Genomic DNA, 18322 nt, shown 5'->3' on the forward strand with positions numbered 1-18322 from the left:
CATACCTTAGCCCTTGTGGTACTCAACTGACGATTCAAGGAGTTTCTTCAGCTCTTCCCCACGCGGCAGGCGGGCAGGCTCGAAGGTATAGCCATCGTGCACATAATAAAATGCGGCACGAATCTTTTCCCCGCCGTGGATGCGGCGCCAGGCCTCTGCATACACCGCTAGCTGTATCTTGGCAGCATCCATGGCTTCTCCCTGGGGTGGGCGGCCGGTCTTCCAGTCCACCACCATCCAGGTGCCATCCTCCAAGCGGAATACCGCATCCATGCGCCCGCGCACCACGGACTCACCAATAGTGATTTCAAAGGGCGCCTCCACGTGCTCCGGCTGGCGCTCGGCCCACTCGGAGTTCAGGAAGGCCTCCTTGAGCTCTTCCAAATCGAAGTCCTCCGGCTCATCAATACCTGGAAGTTCTTCCTCTCCCAATAGTGCCGGGCTGCCGAAGCGGTCCTCCAACCACGCGTGGAAGGCGGTACCGCGCTTGGCATAGGAATTCGGCTTAAACGGCACGGGGCGGCGTTGCCTGCGGGCAAACTGAAGCGGGTCTGCCCGCAGCGCAACCATGTCAGAGGCGGTCAGCTCGCTGGGTAGCTCAACGTCTACCACCGGCTGTTGCAGCGCCTTGTACTCCTCAATGAGCGCGCCAGCTTCCTGCTCCCACAGCTCAAAGGTTTCACCGCGGCTCAAATCTGGGAGCTCCTCCATAGCTTCAAGTACCAGGTCCGCACCGGCGACTGCCTCTGGGCTGGCCTGCAGCGCTGGGAATTGGGCGCTCTCCCCAAAATCATCCTCGGAAGGCTCGTCGGGGACGGACCACTCCACCACGTACTGCGGGAATTGCTCTTTCAGGCGCTCTAGATATTCATAGGGAGCCTTCTTGTTCTTTCCATTGAGGTTATTGGTGCCCGAACCGGTAATGGTCAGGGTGGATTCGGTACGCGTCAGCGCCACATAAAAAAGGCGCGCCGATTCTTCCGCCTTGATGGCGCTATCTGCGTTCTTAAACTCCTCGCAGGCGTTCTGGAAATGCGAGCGCTTTTGGGCATCCTCCGGGACCTCAATATAGTCATCGTCTCCCGGGACCTTATCGATCCTGGTCAGGAAGGTCTCTGCTTTCGCACTATAGCTAGACGAATCCGCATGCACCACGCAGACGTGTTCCCATTCCAAGCCCTTGGCCTTGTGCGCGGTCATAATCTGCACGCGGTCAGTGGCCGCGGGAACCTCGCCAAGGTCTAGGCCATCTTCCTTTTCGAGCGCTAACGCAAAGTAGTCCAAAAGCGCATACAAAGAATCACCGTGGAAGCCCGCGACGATATCGGCAAATTTATCCAGATGTGTCGCACCCCCTGCGCTTCCACGCGCAAGGACTTCGGTGCGGATATTAAACAATGCTTCAATATCGGCGAAGATATCCACCAGCGGTTTGGACAGAGAATAGGTGCGCAGGTGTCGCAGTTTGGCAGAAACCTCTTCCATTCGGGCGAGGCCTTGCGGGGTATAGCGGTCTCTCTCACCTAGATCGGCCAGGGCGTCGGCAAGGCCGACGCGCTGATCCGGCTCCTCAGCGGTGACGTCTTCCAACTGCGCACGCAGGTAGTCTTCTGGGTCCATCCCCGGCTCCCAGCGCAAGCGCTCCTCCCTCGCGCCGGCCAGGTTTCGTTGGCGAGAAGCAAGCGCTTGTATATCGCTAATTCCCAGGCCACAAATGGGGCCCGCGAGCAGGCGCACGGCCGCAGGCAGATCTTCTGGGCGCACGAGCATGGTGGCAATAGCTACAAGGTCCTGGATTTCTGGCTGCCACAGCAGGCCACCGAGACCAATGATTTCATTGGGTACGCCCGCTTTGTCCAGGGCCGCAGCGATGGGTGCGGAGTGCCTATTTTTACGCACCAAAACCGCCGCACTGAAGGTATCTCCCTCGCGCTTTTCCCACTGCTCCTTCAGGTACTCGGCGACGAACTCGCGCTCGCGAGCTTCGCTGTCAAAGTAAGCCAGCTGAATCTCACCTTCGCCCTTGTGCGGTGCGGCTGAGAGCGCATCTACGGGGCGTTCACCTCCCTCGAATACCTCCTCAGCCACTAAGTTTGCCAAATCCAGCGCGCCAGAGGGGTTGCGCCAAGAGGTGGTCAACTGGTCCTTCGGGGCGGATGTGCCCGGCGCAACTGGGAAGTCTTCCACGAAGGCAGTGAGATTTTCAGAGGTCGCACCACGCCACCCGTAGATGGCCTGCATTGGATCGCCCACGGCCGTAACCGACAGGTCCTCTTGGTCCCCTCCGAACAGGCTGCGGAGAAGCACGCGCTGGGCATAGGAGGTGTCTTGGTACTCGTCTAGCATGACGACCTTATAGCGCTGGGACTGCTGCTTTCCCACCACAGGATGGTCGCGCGCGACGCGCGCGGCGACGGCCATTTGCTCGCCAAAGGTGATGACTTGTCGCTCGGATTGTTCCTTTTTCAGGGCCTCCAGCAGCGGCACGTACTGCACGCGGCGCTCCTGTATTTGGATATATTCCAGCAGCTTTTGCGAGTATTCGGGGCCATTCTTTTGCGATTTGTCGAGGTTATCGATGTCCGCCCGAAAATCGCGGGCGTGCTGGGCGATGTGACTCGTGTCTTTGAGCCCGTTATCGATATCTTGGCTAAATTTCAGCAGGGTCTCGGTAATCGTGGCTAGGGCGCGATCGTCTTCCAGCTGGCCGGTGTAATTGCGCACCACATCGTAGGCCAAGGAATAGCGCTCGGCCTCGGTGATGATGCGTGCGGTGGGCTCTACTGGAACCAACAGCCCGTATTCGCGAACGAGTTCTCCCGCATAGGAGTCATAGGTAGCTACCTTCGGCGCAATGTTTTCTAACGCTTCTGCCACCTCGCCGCCTGGTGGGATGAGGCCGGAATCGCGCAATTTAATCAGCTGCCGCCGGATGCGCTGCTCCAGCTGTTGCGCGGCCTTACGGGTGAAGGTCAGGCCGAGAACCTGCTCCGGGCGCACATAACCATTGGCCACCAGATACACCACGCGCGAGGCCATGGTTTCTGTCTTTCCGGCACCAGCGCCGGCAACCACGAGTTTGGGGCTAAAGGGGCCTTCGATGACATGGGCTTGTTCCTCGGTAGGCGGAAAGTTCTTGCCCAAGGCTGCAGCAATCTGCTGTGGGGAAAAGTTGCTCTTAGGCATCGGTGGTCATCCTTCCTTCTTCCTGCACGGGGCAGATGGAGCGAATTGGGCATTTATCGCAGTCTTTATTGGTGCGCGCAGTGATGCGCGGGCCCCGCATCTCCTCCACCAGCGGGGGCAGAAGTGCGGCGAATTCTTCCAGGGCTTCCGGCGACTTATCGCTTTGCCAAATCTCACCAATCTTCTTGGTGGTCGCGCCCGGATACACCAGCACACCGCCCTGGCGCGGCATGCCTTCGCCGTCGTGAACCTGGTGGCCGTCAAATGCGCCATGGGCAAGCGCAAGCTGATAGGTCATCAGCTGCACATGGTCCTCGCCCTCTTTCTTAGCCGGCTTGCTTCTGCCCGTCTTGAGGTCCACCACCAGGTAATTGCCCTCTTCATCGCGAAGCAGACGGTCCATATAGCCGCCGATGCGCACCTCCTCGCTGACACGTACGCCTACGGGGATTTCCACACCGGCAAGCTCTTGATTGACCTCGGATTGGCACGCCCATTCCCGGGCGCGGTCCAACAGGGTGGAAAACTCATCGAGTTTGAAACGCAATTGCCACTGCGGTACGTCCTGAATCCGCTCGAAGGCTTCCATCACCAATAGCTTGGCCTTTTCCGCGTCCATGCCGCGGCCAAGGGCTTCAAAGAAGGCGTGCGCCAAAGTACCGCGGAGCAGGTGTTCCTCGGTGCTTGGGTCCTCAGCCACATTGCCGAGCACGGCCTTGAGTGGACAGTTGAGCAATGCTTCCACACGGGAAGGCGACAAGCTACCGCTGGTATGCAGCGGCACTTCAGCCGCAACGGAGCGCGCAGACCACCATTGCTCCGGGTGGGCGCCAGGGATATCGGCTGCTGCTAAGCGGGCGAGCTGGCGCGCTGCTTGTTTGCGCTCAACCTCACTGGATTCCGGATTGGTAACTACGCGGCGCAATTGTGCAACAAAGGCTGGCACGGACAGCACCGCCACATCGAGGGGATCCACCTCGAGTCCATCGCGCAATGACACGGGTGCGGGTTCGGGCACATCGAGGCCCAGTTCGCGCGGGAGTTGGGTGCGGCGCAGCGCCCGCTTTGCTTGCCGACGCGCAGCTTGACCAGGCACGTCCACGCCACGGCCAGCGAATTCGCTAATGAAGCGCGAAGGCTCAGAGACCGTATCGCCCTCCGGGTTTTCCACAGCGGCAATAAGCAGGCGCTGTCGGTGGCGGGTGGTAGCGACGTGGAAGAGTCGACGCTCCTCTGCCAAACGGGAGGCAACGTGGCTGACGGGGGTATCGGGATCAATATCGTGGTCGAGGAGATCGATGAGATCTTCCTGCCCAAAGATGGAGCCAGTCTCCCCTAGCGAAGGCCAGCTTCCCTCCTGTGCGCCGGCCACAATGACGGTATCCCATTCACGGCCCACGGCGCCGTGTGCAGTCAGGATCTCTACTGCCTGCGGAATAGCGGTGCGGCGGTCACGCACACCGGTGGGAAGTTCCTGTTCGGTGATATGCGTCAGGAAGGCGCGCAGCGAGGAATCAGGGCGGCGCTCGACGTAGTCGCCTGCGGCGTCAAAAAGCGCCATCATTGCATCCAAGTCGCGGTCGGCCTGCGAGCCGGTCGCACCACCGCGCAGCGCCGAAGCCTGCAGGCGGTTATCGAGCTCGGTTGCACTCCACACGGCCCAGAGGGTCTCCTCTACCGAGGCGCCAGAGGCGAGTGCGTCCCGGCCGGCGCTTAGAACCGCGCGTACACGCTCCAGAATGGAGTATTCGCGCTCAGTAAGTTGCCCATTAAAATCTGGGAGCTCGCCATAGAGAAGACCGCGAAGGCTATCGATGCCCCGGGTGGTGGAATCCCAGCGGCGCAGACCACGGATAAGGCGGCGCAGGGTGACGGGATCGGCGCCACCCACGGGGCCGGTGAGCAATTCTTCCAACTCCGAGTTTGATAGGTCTTCCTCCAAGGCACGCAGGGCGAGCAGCACGGCGGAAACCAAACGCTGTTCGGCCAAGACGACGTCGGTAGGGCTAATGTGCACGGGCACGCCGGCGGCCAAAAGGGTGCGGCGCATCTGCCCGATATCACCGGTTGAACGAACGATGACGGCGATATCCCGCCAAGGCACGCCGTCTTCTAAGTGACGGCGCCGCACGGTATTGGCTACGACGTCACGCAGACTGCCGTCCGAATCCACAATGGAGATGCACGCCGGAGCGGGTGTGCGGTGGGGCTCGGTGAGCTCGATGTCGTGGTCAGCTGGGAAATCCCGCAGGAAACGCGAGCTAGCACCGCGGAAGGCAAAGACGGATTGATCGGCATCGCCGCCTACCACCACGAGATCCGCCTGCGGGGCCATGTCGCGAATGAGCTTGCCTGCGGTGGGGTCGAGCAATTGCGCATCATCGACAATGATGGTGTGGAAGGGGTGCTCGCGCAGTAGCTGGGGGCGCTGAAGAACCGCGGTAACCAATTCCGCAGCGGAATAGGAATGGGCGCGGGAAAGGAGCTGCACGCGTTCGTACTCGCGCAGGAATTCACCCGCCGCGGACCACATGGGGCGGCCGTGCTCGGCACCGAGGCGCTCTAGGTCGCCCGGGCCCAGGCCGCGTTCAATGGAGCGCAAAAGGAAATCGCGCAGCTGCCGGGCGAAGCCCACATATTCCAGTGCGGGCCGCATCTCCGCGGGCCACGAGCCATGCCCGTCTTCTGCTTGGCCAGTGAGCAGCTCGCGGATGACGGCGTCCTGCTCCGCACCGGTAATAAGTCGCAGCTCCTCCTCGGCCGCTGTGCGCAGCAACGCGAATGCTAGGGAGTGTACGGAACTCACCATGGAGGTCTGTGCGGCGTAATCCTCGAGCCGCTCAGAGAGCTCGCGGCGCAGCCGGGCGCCGGATTCCTTCGAGGGAGCGATAACCAGGATGCCGGAGGGATCCGCGCCGGTCTGACGGGCTTTATCCAAGGCATGAATGACGGTATCGATAAGGAAGCTGGACACACCGGTACCGGCGGCACCGGTTACCTTCCAGGTACCGGATTCGGGCAGGTCAACAGGCCAACTGCGGGTCGTGGCGGACTGGGTACGGGGAACAAGGCGCACCTGCGGGGACGGTGGAAGGACCACTCCCGCACGCGCGGTGGAATGGGGGTCGTAACTCACCGCTCCAGTATGGCAGATGCCCGCGACACCAGATGCTGCTCCACCCGTTCAATATGCGAACGCGTGTTTGAACGCGACGCGGAGTGCAGGTCATTGACATAACGGCGATACGACACAGCGCGCAAAAGCAATTCCGGCATACCGGGCACATGACTAAAGCGCTGACAGATCCCATCATCGACCGCTTGGCCAATAAGCCCATCCACAATAACCAAAGCGGCCGTCCAGCCGGCTGGGCGCGGGGATTCGCTCGGTACAATGTCCACAATGCCCGGCGGGTTGGAGCCGTGGTAAACCGTGGTGGTGAGAAGAGCGGTGTGGGCGGGGATAAGGGGGACGTCGGCAAGCAGGGCTGGGCGATAAGCCTCGCCCGTTTCCTCCCAGGCGGCGCGCTCGGCGCGGGCGAAGGCATCGCTGCGCTGCCCGTTGGGAAGGGGTACTTCGGCTATAGCCGCATCCAAGCGCAACGCCATCTGTGCGGTTTCATCAATTCGCCCGCGTACTTGGCCAGGAATAAACTGGGTAGCCTTCCACCCTGCAGCCGTGTGCCGACCATCGCTCGACAGTACCGGCCGGGAAACGCGGGCCCCCTGCACGCTGAGGCGCTCGCGCACCTTAGCGGACCAGGCGGCAAACGGACCGGCCTGGGAATAGACCACGTCGCCCACCTTGATGCCGTTATCCCACACCGGGCCCAATTGATCGCCCTGCGCGCGGCGGGTACCAGTGGCACCGGTTTCCGCGTGGAAGGCGCTTAACACATGCTCTGGGGGAAGCGGCATCCTTAACTCCTATTCGGGTTGGTGGGGATCCTTATTATCCGGATTCGGATAAGGCCACGGGTTTGGTGAGCAGGTCACGTCCTCATCAGGATAGACCTCGCTGGGATTGCGATCGTGCAATTTCTTGTTGTTAAGGTCCAAGGTCTGCTGCATCATGACCGGCGCCAGCTTGCCTTGGCCGCCACACGGCTGGTGGGCCGCATAGCCAATGGCATGACCCAACTCATGGTTGATGACGTACTGGCGATAATTGCCCAAATCGCCTTCAAAAGGCGTGGCGCCGCGTACCCAGCGGGCCTCGTTGATAATGGTGGTGGACTCGCCCGTAATGGTGGTGTGGCAGGAGGTTTCCGTTTCAATCTTCTCGCCACAGCGCTCTGCGGCGGTGCCGAGCGAAGTCAGCTGGATGCGGGTATCCGGTTCCGCATCAGTGGCCACGTGCTCGAACTCGAAGTCCTTATGCGCGGTCCAGCCGCGCGGGTCAGACAAGGTGGCCTCCACCATGGCGGCAAAAGACTCATCGCCCCCATACGGTGCGGTGTTCAGGCCATCTTCCACCTCGATGGAATAGCGCACCTTGTGCTCGCCACCCTTACCCGCGACGGCGCCAGGCTCGCCTACCTCGTGGAAGGTGCCCTTGCCCTGCTTGGTATAGGAGCCACCGGGCGGCATCTCGCTGATTTCCCGCTTCACCGCTGCAGCGTCAGCAGGATCAGGGCCTACCTTTTCCGTACTCGTTGGGGCAGCCTCGCTAGTGACTTCCGCCTTTTCTTCAGAGGAAGAGGCCGTGGCGATATCGACGATGAACCAAATGGTCAGCGCGATCATGAGGGGGATAGCCACCACGCGCCACCAGCCATATTGACGCGCAAACCGGACCACCGCATTGGGGTGGTCCGGCGTATGGCCCTGGCTCCGGTGAGCGTGGCGAGTCTCCCTTATTTCCATGGGGTCTTAGGTTACCCGCTTGTATTTAAAAAAGCTGAATCAACAGCCCTATGCGCTCGCCTTAGGCGCCAGCGAATCCCACGGCGTGCTTTTTGGCAATGCCGACCTCGACGTAGACCACGCGCTCAGTGCGCACGAGGTACTTGCGGCCCTTGTCATCTTCCAATTCCAAGGTGGAGTTATCCGCCAGGGCACTGTTGATCTTCTGCGTCAGCTCGGCTTGGTCACCTGCAGCGCTAATGACCAGCTCGCGAGCGGTATCTGCGAAGCCAAACTTGATATCCATGAAGATTCCTCCTCTAACTAGAGTTTTATTGTCAATGGCCCCACTATAACCATCCCGGCTACTATCAAGGTGTGTCTGACATAAAATCCCAGCCACCGAGCTTCGCGGAACTCGGCGTTGCGGCCGAAATCTGCGATGGTCTCGCCACTCGTGGCATCACGCGTACTTTTGCAATCCAGGAATTAACCCTGCCCATCGCACTATCCGGCCAGGACTTGATTGGCCAAGCGCGCACTGGCATGGGCAAGACCTATGGCTTTGGCGTGCCGCTTTTGGACCGCGTTTTTGATGACGCCGATATCGACGAGCTCGATGGCACCCCGCGCGCCCTCGTGGTGGTCCCCACCCGTGAGCTTGCCCAACAGGTCACCGAGGACCTGCAGGTGGCTGCCGCTCACCTCCCCGTGCGCTTAGCCTCCATTTACGGCGGCCGTCCCTATGAGGAACAGATCAAAAAGCTCAACAAGGGCGTCGATGTCATCATCGGCACGCCCGGCCGCTTGATCGATCTCCACGAACGCGGCAATCTACAGCTAGATCGCGTGGCTATCTTGGTGCTCGATGAGGCCGACGAGATGCTGGATTTGGGCTTTTTGCCCTCGGTGGAGGCTATCCTCAAGGCACTCGATGGCAATGCCCACCAAACCATGCTCTTTTCCGCTACGATGCCGGGCGCAATTTTGACGCTCGCCCGCCGGTTTATGGAAAAGCCCATCCATATCCGCGCCGAATCCGGCGAGCAGGATTTCACCCATTCCTCCACTCGCAAGGTCACCTTCCAGGCCCACCGCATGGATAAGGTTGCCGTCGTCGCCCACGCCCTGCAGTCCTCCGGCCGCGGGCGCACCATCATCTTCGCTCGCACCAAGCGCGCGGCCGCCCAGTTGGCCGATGATCTTGCCCGGCGCGGCTTCCACGTGGGCGCGGTCCACGGCGATCTGGGGCAAAAGTCGCGCGAGAAGTCGCTCCATGCCTTCCGCACCGGCCAGGTGGATATCTTGGTCGCCACCGATATTGCCGCCCGCGGCATCGACGTTGATGATGTCACCCACGTCATCAACTATCAGGTTCCGGATGATCCGATGACCTTTGTCCATCGCATTGGCCGCACGGGGCGCGCCGGCCATACGGGCACCGCTATCACCATGGTGGGCTATGATGAGCTGGGCAAATGGCAGGTTATTAATGATGAGCTGGATTTGGGTGAGCCGAATCCACCGCAGTGGTTCTCCACGTCCCCGGAGCTGGCCCAGGCTCTAGACATCCCCGCGGAGGTAGAGGAAACTGTCGGCCCTGAGACCAAGGTCGTGGGCCAGGTGCCTGTCCGCGAGAAATCCCCCACCCGTACCACCGCGCGCCGCGGCAGCTCCCGGCGCCGGCGAGGAGGCCGCCGATGACTAAAGCTCCCATTTTGCGCTCGACCCCCGCCGATTGGAAGGCTACCGGCATTATTGCCGTGGTCTGCGCCATAGCGGTCGGCGGGGCGGCTATTACCGCCAATATTAATCAAGCGCATCTCAGCCAAGCGGCCGTTCCTGGGGATAAGGATGCACCCGCGCTTGCCGACGTCCCCGAGGCCCTCCACGAGTCCTTCAGCCTCCCCAACGAACCAGTACCCGGCCAATACCGGGCGGTTTCGGCACATGGCCTGACCATCACGCACGCCGATCACACGCTCACCGCCACGAACCCGGACGGCTCCGAGGCGTGGACTTATGAGCGCACGGACGCGGATCTGTGCTCGCTGTCAACAGCGTGGGGCAAAATCGTGGCGTCGTATAAAACCGGCGTGGGCTGCGGGGATACCGTGGCAATTGAGGCTGCGACCGGTGAGTATGACAGCACCCGCAGCGCCGTCAGCTCGGAGGAGGTAGTACCCGTTTCCTCCAATGACCGGGTAGGAACGGTCTCCACCGACCGGATTGATCTGTGGCGCTCCGATATGGTGCGCACCGTGGAATACGGTGATGTGGAGGCCAAACAAGAGCCGGACAAGCAACCGCATGAGGACTGCTCGATTAGCTCCGCCCTCACCCGTACCGAGAATTTGGCACTGACCGAATCCTGCCCCGATAAACCGGGCACCACCTGGTTGCGTTTCCAAAACACCACCCCTGATGATTCCCGTGAGCCCGATATCGCTGCCGATGTGGACATAGCCACCGACGGCGCCCGGCTTGTCGCTGTGGGACAAAAGGCCGCCGCCGTCTACCGCCCAGGACCGCACCCCACGATCGAGTCCTATAACAATAAGGGCGAAAAGCTGGACTCTACTTCGGCGGAGCCTTCTGCAGACATTGACGCCGGCGCCTCCCCGTTCGCCCCGGCAACCGCGGATCTTCCGCACCATATGACGTGGTTTGATGGCTCCCGGCTCTATCTCTTCAAGCCGAGCGACCTCGCAGTGGATCACGTAGTAGAAGATGCCATCGGCACCCCCATCGCCGTCGACGAGCACATGTTGGTGCCTACCCAAGAAGGCATTGCTGTCATGGATTGGTCCACCGGCAAACCCCTGCGAACCATCCCGGTTGATCGCGGCAGCTACCACGGCCCCGTCTATCTCACCTTGGCGGGCGACACCATCGTGGAAACCCGCGGCGATCAGGTCGTGGGCCTAAGCGCCGATTAACACCCTCCACTACAGAAAGGGCCGCGCCTTCCGGATTTACCCGGGGCGCGGCCCTTAGTGTGCGTGGCAGCGAATTTAGAAGTTTGCTGCCGCCCACTCGGTGGAAGCACGAACGAACATCAGCAGGAAGATGACTACGGCGGCGCTCGCCAAGGTCACCGCACCAAGTAGCGGCGATCCTCCGCTAAACATCTGGAAGGAGCTCGCTGCCAAGATGAGCTCGACCAGGATAATGGCTCCCCTACCCCAGCGCTTTCCCTTGACCATGGCCCAAGCACCGACAATGACAAAGCCAAAGACAATAAAGATAAATAGTGCGGTGCCCAGCCCCACAAAGCTTCCGGAGCCCGAGTCCGACACCATGGAACCATTTTCTGCGCCGGTCGCCTCGCGCACGATCAGGAAGATACCGAAGCAGATGACGGCAATGGACTGAACCACGGCGAGCGCTGCAGCCACGAGGACCGGCTGTGGCGCGCCCTGCTGGGCCTTCTCCTCACGCGCCGGCTGCGCGGAGGAAACACTTTGCTTTTTGTTTACCTGCTTTTTCTTCTGCTTAGACACAAACCCACAGTCTACTCACCGGTCAAGGCCATTTCCTTGTGCGCCACTCAGGTTTCGCGGGGGCAGGGGTTAGCCAGGTAGATTTGACGCTTCTTCAGTCACCGCACTCAATGTTTTTGGGACAATACGCCAGTTCAGCGCGTTTCTCACAGGCTTCTTTCAACTCATACGTCGACCTAAATGACCCCCACACTAGTTTCATTCACGTGAGGTTGACCACAATTTCGCCTCTACCCCTAGCGGAGTCTGAGTAAACATGTCATGATTCTGGGGTAGCAAAAAGAAAGAGGACGTAAACCTCTTCTTAACTTGAAGGAAACTTCAAGTAACCACAATGTGAACCATTGGCGGCGGCGACGCTGGCCCGACCTCGAGACCGGGCCCCACTGCACGCAGACCAGTTCACACAACCACCCACCCTGGCATTGGTTGCTTTTCATTTTCATGAAAAGCGCTTGTGCTTACTGCTGTCGAATTTTTGTTAGGAGATATCAATCATGGATTGGCGCCACGAAGCTGTTTGCCGCGACGAAGACCCCGAGCTGTTCTTCCCAGTAGGCAATTCTGGTCCTGCACTTACCCAAATCGCTAAGGCCAAGCTGGTCTGCAACCGTTGCCCTGTTGCCTCTTCCTGCCTGAAGTGGGCACTGGAATCCGGCCTAGACGCCGGCGTCTGGGGCGGCCTTTCTGAAGAGGAGCGCCGCGCCCTCAAGCGTCGCCGCAACCGCGGCCGTGGCCGCGCCCGCGTTTCTGCTTAATAAGCAGCCCCCAATTTTCGTTTCGGCGCCCTTAGCCGCTACAGTTGAATAAAGTTCAGATACCCTCAACGAAGGAGTGCGCAATGAGCAAGCGTGGTCGCAAGCGCAAGGATCGCCGCAAGAAGTCCGCTAATCACGGCAAGCGTCCTGGCGCATAACGCACAGCATTACTCAAAGCCCGGTTCCCTCGGTCACTTCGACCGTAGAACCGGGCTTTTGCTATGTCAGACGCACATCGATGTCGTCTCCTAGCTCCCCGCTTGACCTCTCCGTGCCTTAAGTCCAATGTGATCGGGCCGAATTGAACACATTGGGGTCTCAATTCGGCCCTTCCGCCCTCAATTCGGCCCGATCAGTATGGACTCAAGCAAAAAGTTGGAAGATCATGAGACCAGACCCCACCACAGCGGGTGAGCAACAGTGCCTACCACGCCGTGTCGATGCGGGTGATCTCTATCGAAATGCGGCGGCGCAGCGCCTGCGGCGCCTTGGCCTGGCCGTTACAGCAGTTGCGCACCAGGGAGCGGATAATCTCCTCGCTCTCGAGGCGCTGCTGACAGAAATCGCACTGGGCGATGTGCTCCCGGATAGCGAGCGCGCGGGCATAGGTGGTCGATTCATCGAGAAGCTCGCACAGGAGGGCCTGTACCTCTGGGGAGCTACACGCACCACAGTTGTGTTCCGTTGCGCGGTCCATTACTTCTCCTCCATGTCTGGGTGTTCTAATCCAATGCCTTGTTCTCGTGCCACGTCTTTCAACGCTTTCCGGAGCAATTTTCTTCCCCGGTGCAACCGGGACATCACCGTGCCCAGCGGAGTATCCATGATTTCTGCAATCTCTTTATACGCCAAGCCCTCTACATCCGCGTAGTACACCACCATCCGGTAGTCATCGGGCAGGTCATTCATGGCCTCTGAAATGGTGGCGTTTGGCATGTCCTTAAGCGCAGCTACCTCGGCGGATTCCAGGCCAGTGGAATCGTGTCCCGCGGTGGTATAAAGCTGAAAATCGCTCAGGTCATCGGCCGAGGACTCCGTGGGCCGGCGCTTCGCCTTGCGGTAGGAGTTGATGTAGTTATTGGTCATGATGCGATACAGCCAAGCCTTAAGGTTTGTACCTTCCTTGAAGGAATGAAAGGACTTATAGGCCTTGAGGTAGGTCTCCTGCACGAGGTCCTCAGCATCTTGCGGGTTGCGCGTCATGCGCAGGGCACCGCCGTAGAGCTGGTCTAGCAGGGGCAGCGCTTCCGCTTCGAAGCGGCGCTGCAGCTCCTTTTCGCTGATTGTTTCTTTAGCCACAATTTCTATCCTAACGCGTAGCGTTAGAATCCCAGTCATGTCCAAAAAGTCCCCGCATGCAGCCACCCCAGCGCTCAAAGTCATGGAAGACGCCGGCGTAGACCACCATGTGTACACCTTTGAGGCGGGCAAGGATCACTTCGGCGATCACGCCGCGGCGGCCCTCGAGGTAGAGCCGGAACGCGTGCTCAAAACCCTGGTCATCGATTTAACGGCAGGCAAAGGGCCCAAGCGGAAGTTGGCGGTGTGCGTAATCCCTACCACCCACCACCTGAGCCTCAAGAAGGCCGCGGCCGCCCACGGCGTTTCTAAGGCCGCCATGGCGGATCCGCATGACGCGTCCAAGTCATCCGGATATATTCCCGGCGGCATTTCCCCGCTGGGCCAGAAGAACGCGCTGCCCACGGTCATTGAGGAAACCGCCGTGCTTTTCGATACCGTCTTTATTTCCGGCGGGCGCCGCGGGCTGGATATCGAGCTCAATGCGGAGGACCTCGCAGAGCTGTGCTCTGCTAGCTTTGCCGATCTACTCGCCGAGTAGCTCCGGATAATCGTTGGATACGCTGCCCACAGCCTTGTCGGCGGGGTGGGTGTGAAAGCCACGCAGTGGCGTCGGCAAGAGCAGCTCAGCGGCCTCTTCGGGGCTGCCCTCCAGCCAGGTACGCATTTCTTCGGCCGCCAAGAACCGCGGCAGGCGGTGGTGCAGCCACTCCATTTCTTCCGTCGCTGCAGTGGTGACAATCGTGGCGGACAGGCGGTCTAGGCCGGTGTCCCACAGGCCCGCCGCCCACAACAGGCCCTCTTCCGCGCGGACGTAATAGGGCTGCTTGCCGCCTTCTTCTTGATGCCATTCGTAGTAGCCGTTCATGGGGATAAGGCAGCGCTGCCCCTTAAAGGCATGCCGGAAGGAGGGCTTGCTGGCCACCGTCTCCGCCCGGGCGTTAAACAGCGGCGGGCCGTCCAGGTCCTTCTTCCAGTGCGGCAGCAGTGCCCACCGCGCAGGGTCGACCTGGGCGAGGCTTTCGCGCACGCGCACTATCGCCACCGGCTGGGTGGGCGCAATATTGTAGCGCGGGCCTGGGGTGCCTTGTGGGGCGTGGACCTCAGTAACTCCGGGCAGTGCGCCCACTTCATCGAGAAGGGACTCGGTAAAAAGAACGAATCTTCCGCACATGCCCTCTATTATGGACGATATGTCTCAACCTTGGTCCGCCCCGCAAGCGGCAGGCCCCATTACGTGGGCCCAGCACGTACCGGGCTCGAAGTCTATTACCAACCGCGCCTTCATTCTGGCGGCGTTGGCCGATGGCCCTTCTACCCTGCGCGCGCCGCTCGTCTCACGCGATTCGCAGCTGATGGAAAAAGCCCTGGAATCTATGGGCGTGCGCTTCGAGCACGAGGGCGAGGATATCCACGTCGCCCCAGGCCCGCTTAAGGGTGCCACGGTGGACTGCGGCCTGGCCGGCACCGTTATGCGCTTTATCCCGCCGGTTGCGGCCCTGGCGGACGGCGCCGTGCTTGTCGACGGCGACGAGCAGGCCTACGCCCGCCCCATGTCCACCACCCTGGACGCACTGCGCCAGCTTGGCGTCGAGGTGGACGGCGATAGCCTTCCCTTTACCGTCCGCTCGCACGGGGTACCGGAAGGCGGCGAGGTTACTATCGACGCCTCTGGCTCCTCGCAGTTCGTCTCCGGACTCCTGCTGGCCGGTGCGCGCTTTGCCAAGGGCATCACCGTCACCCACGAGGGTGGCCCCCTGCCGTCCATGCCGCACGTGGAGATGACCGTAGGCATGCTGCGCCAAGCCGGCGTACGCGTGGATTCCGGCGAGAATACCTGGACCGTGCATCCTGGCCCGATTGCCGGGCGGGAATGGGCAATCGAGCCGGATCTCTCCAATGCCACGCCCTTCCTTGCCGCCGCTGCCGTCACCGGCGGCCGGGTGACCATTAAGCGCTGGCCTGCCAATACCACCCAGCCGGGCGACGCCATTCGCCATATTCTGGTGGATATGGGTGTCATGGTCACCCAAGAGCCGGGCTTTGTCACCGCGAAGGGCACCAAGGGCGGCGCGCTGCAGGGAATCGAGCGCAATATGGGCGATATTGGCGAGCTCACCCCCACCGTCGCGGCATTGTGCGCCCTGGCGGACACCCCCTCTACCCTGACCGGCATTGCGCACCTGCGCGGGCACGAGACCGACCGTTTGAAGGCGCTGGCGGATAATATCAACGCCCTCGGCGGCAAGGTCACCGAGCTTGCCGACGGCCTACACATCGACCCCGCCCCTCTCCACGGCGGGGAGTGGCCGTGCTACGCGGATCACCGCATGGCCACCGCGGGCGCGATTATCGGCCTGCGGGTACCGGGCGTAGAGGTAGAAGACATTGCCACCACCGCGAAGACCCTTCCCGGCTTCGACCGCATGTGGGAGACGATGGTGGACCCCGAGCAACAGGAGAGCAATGGCTAGGCGTTTCGGTTCTTTCGATGAATCCGATGTGCGCGTGCGCCCCGGCAAGGGCTCGCGGCCGCGTACTAAGGACCGCCCCAAGCACAAAAATGCCAAGTTCGGCATGGTTATCACCAAGGACCGCGGGCGCTGGGGCGTAGCGCTAGACGACGGCCCCCGCGTCACCGCCATGCGCGCCCGTGAACTGGGCCGCACCGCCATCGAGGTGGGCGACCGCGTGGGCGTCGTGGGCGATACCTCCGGCAAGAAGGACACCCTAGCGCGCATTGTGAAGCTGGAAGAGCGCACCTCCGTCCTCCGGCGCACGGCGGATGACACCGACCCTTATGAGCGCATCGTGGTGGCGAATGCGGACCAGATGCTCATCGTCACCGCCGTGGCCGATCCGCCGCCGCGCTCCGGGTTTGTCGAGCGCGCCTTGATCGCTGCGTTTGTGGGCAATATCCACCCCATCCTGTGCCTGACCAAGACCGATCTCACGGATCCTGCTCCCTTCGCGGCCGAGTTCGCCGACCTCGACGTCACGGTGGTGGAAGCCGGCGTCGAAGACGGGCTTGAGGCGGTGCGCCAGCACATCGACGGCCACGTCACCGCGCTCATCGGACATTCCGGCGTGGGTAAATCCACCCTGGTCAACCGACTGGTACCGGATGCGGATAGGGAAACGGGGGAAGTATCGGGCGTCGGCAAGGGCAGGCATACCTCCACCCAATCGGTGGCGCTCCTCCTCCCCGCCGAGGATGCATTCACCGGCGGCTGGATTATCGATACCCCCGGCATTCGTTCCTTTGGCCTCGCGCACGTGGATGCCGATGACGTGCTTGGCGTCTTTGAAGACCTTGCCGCCGCCATCGAGGACTGCCCCCGCGGTTGTACGCATATGGGTCCCCCTGCGGACCCAGAATGCGGCCTCGATGACCCTGCGCTTATCCCCCCTGATACCGCCAGTGCGCGGCGGCGCGACGCGGTGCGCGGCCTACTCGAGGCCCTGCGCACCAACGTGGAGTGGGATAATTAGAATTGGAAGCCGGTATCGGCCATAACACCCAAAATGCCATCCACGATGCCGAAGAATACATCGAGGATCTGGCCCCAGGTGCCCTGGGACGAGGTCTCTAGCAGCGCCAGCCACGGGGTGGTGGGCACGGCGTCGGCAGCCGCATCTGCAGCTGGGGTGGTATCTGCCAGGGCGGCCGGCGCGGCGATGAGGGCTGCGCCTGCGGTAACGGTGGCCGCAGCGAGGTTCTTGAAGCGCTTAGTCATATTTTCTCCTTGAGTAATTAGAGCAGTTCTACGAGGAACGGCAGCTCGGTGGGATGATAAAAGGCCATGAACTTATCCAGTGCATCGCCCACGGCCAGCTCCGCATCCTCATCGCCCAAGTCTGCGGTATCGATAGCCTCGATGGCCTTCGCGGTGGTTTCCTCGGACTCCGCAATATCCACGTGGATGGCCGCTAGGTCGTCCGTGCTGAACTGCGCCGGATTGAGCTCTACCACCGGCTCGCCCATATCCGGGCGCGGGGTGAGGACAGAATCATCCAAGTCTACCGAGATAACCACGCGGCGGTGCGGGAACTTCTCTTCATCGCCGATGGCCAAAAGGCGCATGGAGGCCATTGAGGCCTCGAGGAATGCCGAGTAGGCAACTTCTTCTTCATCGCCCTCGGTATAGAACTCCTGCAGCGCAGGGGTCACCATGAAACCCCAGCCGGAGCGCGCGGACAGCGAGCCGGTTTCTTCCAGCTCCGCCAGCATGGCGTAGGTAGCAGGGATGTAAACGCGGGCTTTAGCCACTAAAACTCACCTTCAATATCGAAGACTGCCTGGATTTCAACGGAGACGCGGTCAAAGCTGGTGTACAAAAAGCCCACCATGCCGGATTCCACGGCGGCGCGCACGTTGAGGATGGAATCATCAACCATGACACAGTCATTGAGCGGCAGCTCTAGAGCATCTGCGGCCGCCTGAAAAGCAGCGACCTCAGGCTTTTCCGCCCCCACCTCTCCGGAAAGAATGACTGCGTCGACGTTTCCGCGGTACTCCCACTCGCGGATGTGCTCCGCGCCTGGTCCGCCTGGGTCATTGGACAGGATGGCGGTTGCTGCACCATTTGCCTTGGCGGCGGCCAGCAGCGCCTTCCAGCGGCGGTTGTCTTCTTCGGTGCCGTCGAGGACGCCGACATAGTCAACGATTAGACCACGCATGTACTTAAATCCTTTGGTTACGATTCTCTTTAACTCCCCGAGAGTATAGCG

Annotated in this window: 19 protein-coding genes; 7 read left to right on the top strand and 12 right to left on the bottom strand. The window is 61.1% G+C overall.

The window, feature by feature from the left end; genetic code table 11:
• Positions 1-6: 6 nt before the first annotated feature.
• The 5 genes from ACKFRY_RS11465 to ACKFRY_RS11485 all read right to left on the bottom strand — a co-directional run bounded on the left by ACKFRY_RS11465 (position 7) and on the right by ACKFRY_RS11485 (position 8338).
• Positions 7-3186, bottom strand: coding sequence for an ATP-dependent helicase (locus tag ACKFRY_RS11465; RefSeq protein ID WP_408922884.1), 3180 nt, complete (start codon positions 3184-3186; stop codon positions 7-9).
• Positions 3179-6286, bottom strand: a complete 3108-nt coding sequence (locus tag ACKFRY_RS11470; protein ID WP_408923432.1) for an ATP-dependent helicase — start codon at positions 6284-6286, stop codon at positions 3179-3181. The genes ACKFRY_RS11465 and ACKFRY_RS11470 overlap by 8 nt, the downstream gene beginning before the upstream one ends.
• Before the next feature lie 32 nt (positions 6287-6318).
• Positions 6319-7104: a hypothetical protein gene (locus tag ACKFRY_RS11475; RefSeq protein WP_408922885.1), complete on the bottom strand. Its 786-nt coding sequence runs from the start codon at positions 7102-7104 to the stop codon at positions 6319-6321.
• 9 nt (positions 7105-7113) lie between these two features.
• A complete protein-coding gene (locus ACKFRY_RS11480) occupies positions 7114-8052 on the bottom strand; it encodes a DUF3152 domain-containing protein (protein ID WP_316981682.1) in 939 nt (312 codons plus the stop codon).
• A gap of 61 nt (positions 8053-8113) precedes the next feature.
• The gene (locus tag ACKFRY_RS11485) at positions 8114-8338 is read right to left on the bottom strand and encodes a DUF3107 domain-containing protein (protein ID WP_316981683.1); all 225 of its coding nucleotides are present in this window, start codon (positions 8336-8338) and stop codon (positions 8114-8116) included.
• Positions 8339-8409: 71 nt separating this feature from the next.
• Between ACKFRY_RS11485 and ACKFRY_RS11490 the strand changes: the two genes are divergently transcribed.
• The gene (locus ACKFRY_RS11490) at positions 8410-9735 is read left to right on the top strand and encodes a DEAD/DEAH box helicase (RefSeq protein WP_316981684.1); all 1326 of its coding nucleotides are present in this window, start codon (positions 8410-8412) and stop codon (positions 9733-9735) included.
• Positions 9732-10970, top strand: coding sequence for a hypothetical protein (locus ACKFRY_RS11495; protein WP_408922886.1), 1239 nt, complete (start codon positions 9732-9734; stop codon positions 10968-10970). The genes ACKFRY_RS11490 and ACKFRY_RS11495 overlap by 4 nt, the downstream gene beginning before the upstream one ends.
• A 75-nt stretch (positions 10971-11045) precedes the next feature.
• Here ACKFRY_RS11495 and ACKFRY_RS11500 read toward each other — a convergent pair whose 3' ends face one another.
• A complete protein-coding gene (locus ACKFRY_RS11500; protein ID WP_200436090.1) occupies positions 11046-11534 on the bottom strand; it encodes a hypothetical protein in 489 nt (162 codons plus the stop codon).
• Positions 11535-12031: 497 nt separating this feature from the next.
• Here ACKFRY_RS11500 and ACKFRY_RS11505 point away from each other — a divergent pair, with 497 nt between their 5' ends.
• Positions 12032-12292, top strand: coding sequence for a WhiB family transcriptional regulator (locus ACKFRY_RS11505; protein ID WP_005322377.1), 261 nt, complete (start codon positions 12032-12034; stop codon positions 12290-12292).
• A gap of 83 nt (positions 12293-12375) precedes the next feature.
• Complete coding sequence (locus ACKFRY_RS11510; protein WP_100067784.1) at positions 12376-12450, top strand: 50S ribosomal protein bL37; 75 nt, start codon at positions 12376-12378, stop codon at positions 12448-12450.
• Between the two features lie 266 nt (positions 12451-12716).
• Here the strand turns inward: ACKFRY_RS11510 and ACKFRY_RS11515 are convergent, their stop codons facing one another.
• Together ACKFRY_RS11515 and ACKFRY_RS11520 are read right to left on the bottom strand one after the other, a co-directional pair.
• Positions 12717-12989, bottom strand: coding sequence for an anti-sigma factor (locus ACKFRY_RS11515; protein WP_198492673.1), 273 nt, complete (start codon positions 12987-12989; stop codon positions 12717-12719).
• Positions 12989-13591, bottom strand: a complete 603-nt coding sequence (locus ACKFRY_RS11520; RefSeq protein WP_408919128.1) for a sigma-70 family RNA polymerase sigma factor — start codon at positions 13589-13591, stop codon at positions 12989-12991. The genes ACKFRY_RS11515 and ACKFRY_RS11520 overlap by 1 nt, the downstream gene beginning before the upstream one ends.
• Before the next feature lie 37 nt (positions 13592-13628).
• On the opposite strand from ACKFRY_RS11520, the gene ybaK reads away from it, so the two are divergent.
• Positions 13629-14132, top strand: a complete 504-nt coding sequence (ybaK, locus tag ACKFRY_RS11525; protein ID WP_408919129.1) for a Cys-tRNA(Pro) deacylase — start codon at positions 13629-13631, stop codon at positions 14130-14132.
• On the opposite strand, the gene ACKFRY_RS11530 is transcribed toward ybaK, so the two are convergent.
• Complete coding sequence (locus ACKFRY_RS11530; protein WP_150850790.1) at positions 14118-14765, bottom strand: SOS response-associated peptidase; 648 nt, start codon at positions 14763-14765, stop codon at positions 14118-14120. The two genes, ybaK and ACKFRY_RS11530, sit on opposite strands and share 15 nt — an antisense overlap.
• Between ACKFRY_RS11530 and aroA the strand changes: the two genes are divergently transcribed.
• Positions 14764-16065, top strand: a complete 1302-nt coding sequence (gene aroA, locus ACKFRY_RS11535) for a 3-phosphoshikimate 1-carboxyvinyltransferase (protein WP_408922887.1) — start codon at positions 14764-14766, stop codon at positions 16063-16065. The two genes, ACKFRY_RS11530 and aroA, sit on opposite strands and share 2 nt — an antisense overlap.
• A complete protein-coding gene (gene rsgA, locus ACKFRY_RS11540; RefSeq protein WP_408921422.1) occupies positions 16058-17083 on the top strand; it encodes a ribosome small subunit-dependent GTPase A in 1026 nt (341 codons plus the stop codon). The genes aroA and rsgA overlap by 8 nt, the downstream gene beginning before the upstream one ends.
• Here rsgA and ACKFRY_RS11545 read toward each other — a convergent pair.
• The 3 genes from ACKFRY_RS11545 to ACKFRY_RS11555 are packed head-to-tail and all read right to left on the bottom strand — an operon-like array spanning position 17080 to position 18271.
• Positions 17080-17328, bottom strand: coding sequence for a hypothetical protein (locus tag ACKFRY_RS11545; protein WP_408921423.1), 249 nt, complete (start codon positions 17326-17328; stop codon positions 17080-17082). The two genes, rsgA and ACKFRY_RS11545, sit on opposite strands and share 4 nt — an antisense overlap.
• 17 nt (positions 17329-17345) lie before the next feature.
• Entirely contained in the window at positions 17346-17861 is a 516-nt protein-coding gene (locus tag ACKFRY_RS11550) for a DUF6912 family protein (RefSeq protein ID WP_150850786.1), read from the bottom strand.
• Positions 17861-18271 (bottom strand): HAD-IA family hydrolase, encoded by a 411-nt coding sequence (locus ACKFRY_RS11555; RefSeq protein WP_150850785.1) that lies wholly within the window; start codon positions 18269-18271, stop codon positions 17861-17863. Before ACKFRY_RS11555 ends, ACKFRY_RS11550 begins: the two co-directional genes overlap by 1 nt.
• Between the last annotated feature and the right edge of the window lie 51 nt (positions 18272-18322).

It is taken from the genome of Corynebacterium tuberculostearicum (assembly GCF_046097255.1).
GTDB lineage: Bacteria > Actinomycetota > Actinomycetes > Mycobacteriales > Mycobacteriaceae > Corynebacterium > Corynebacterium tuberculostearicum_J.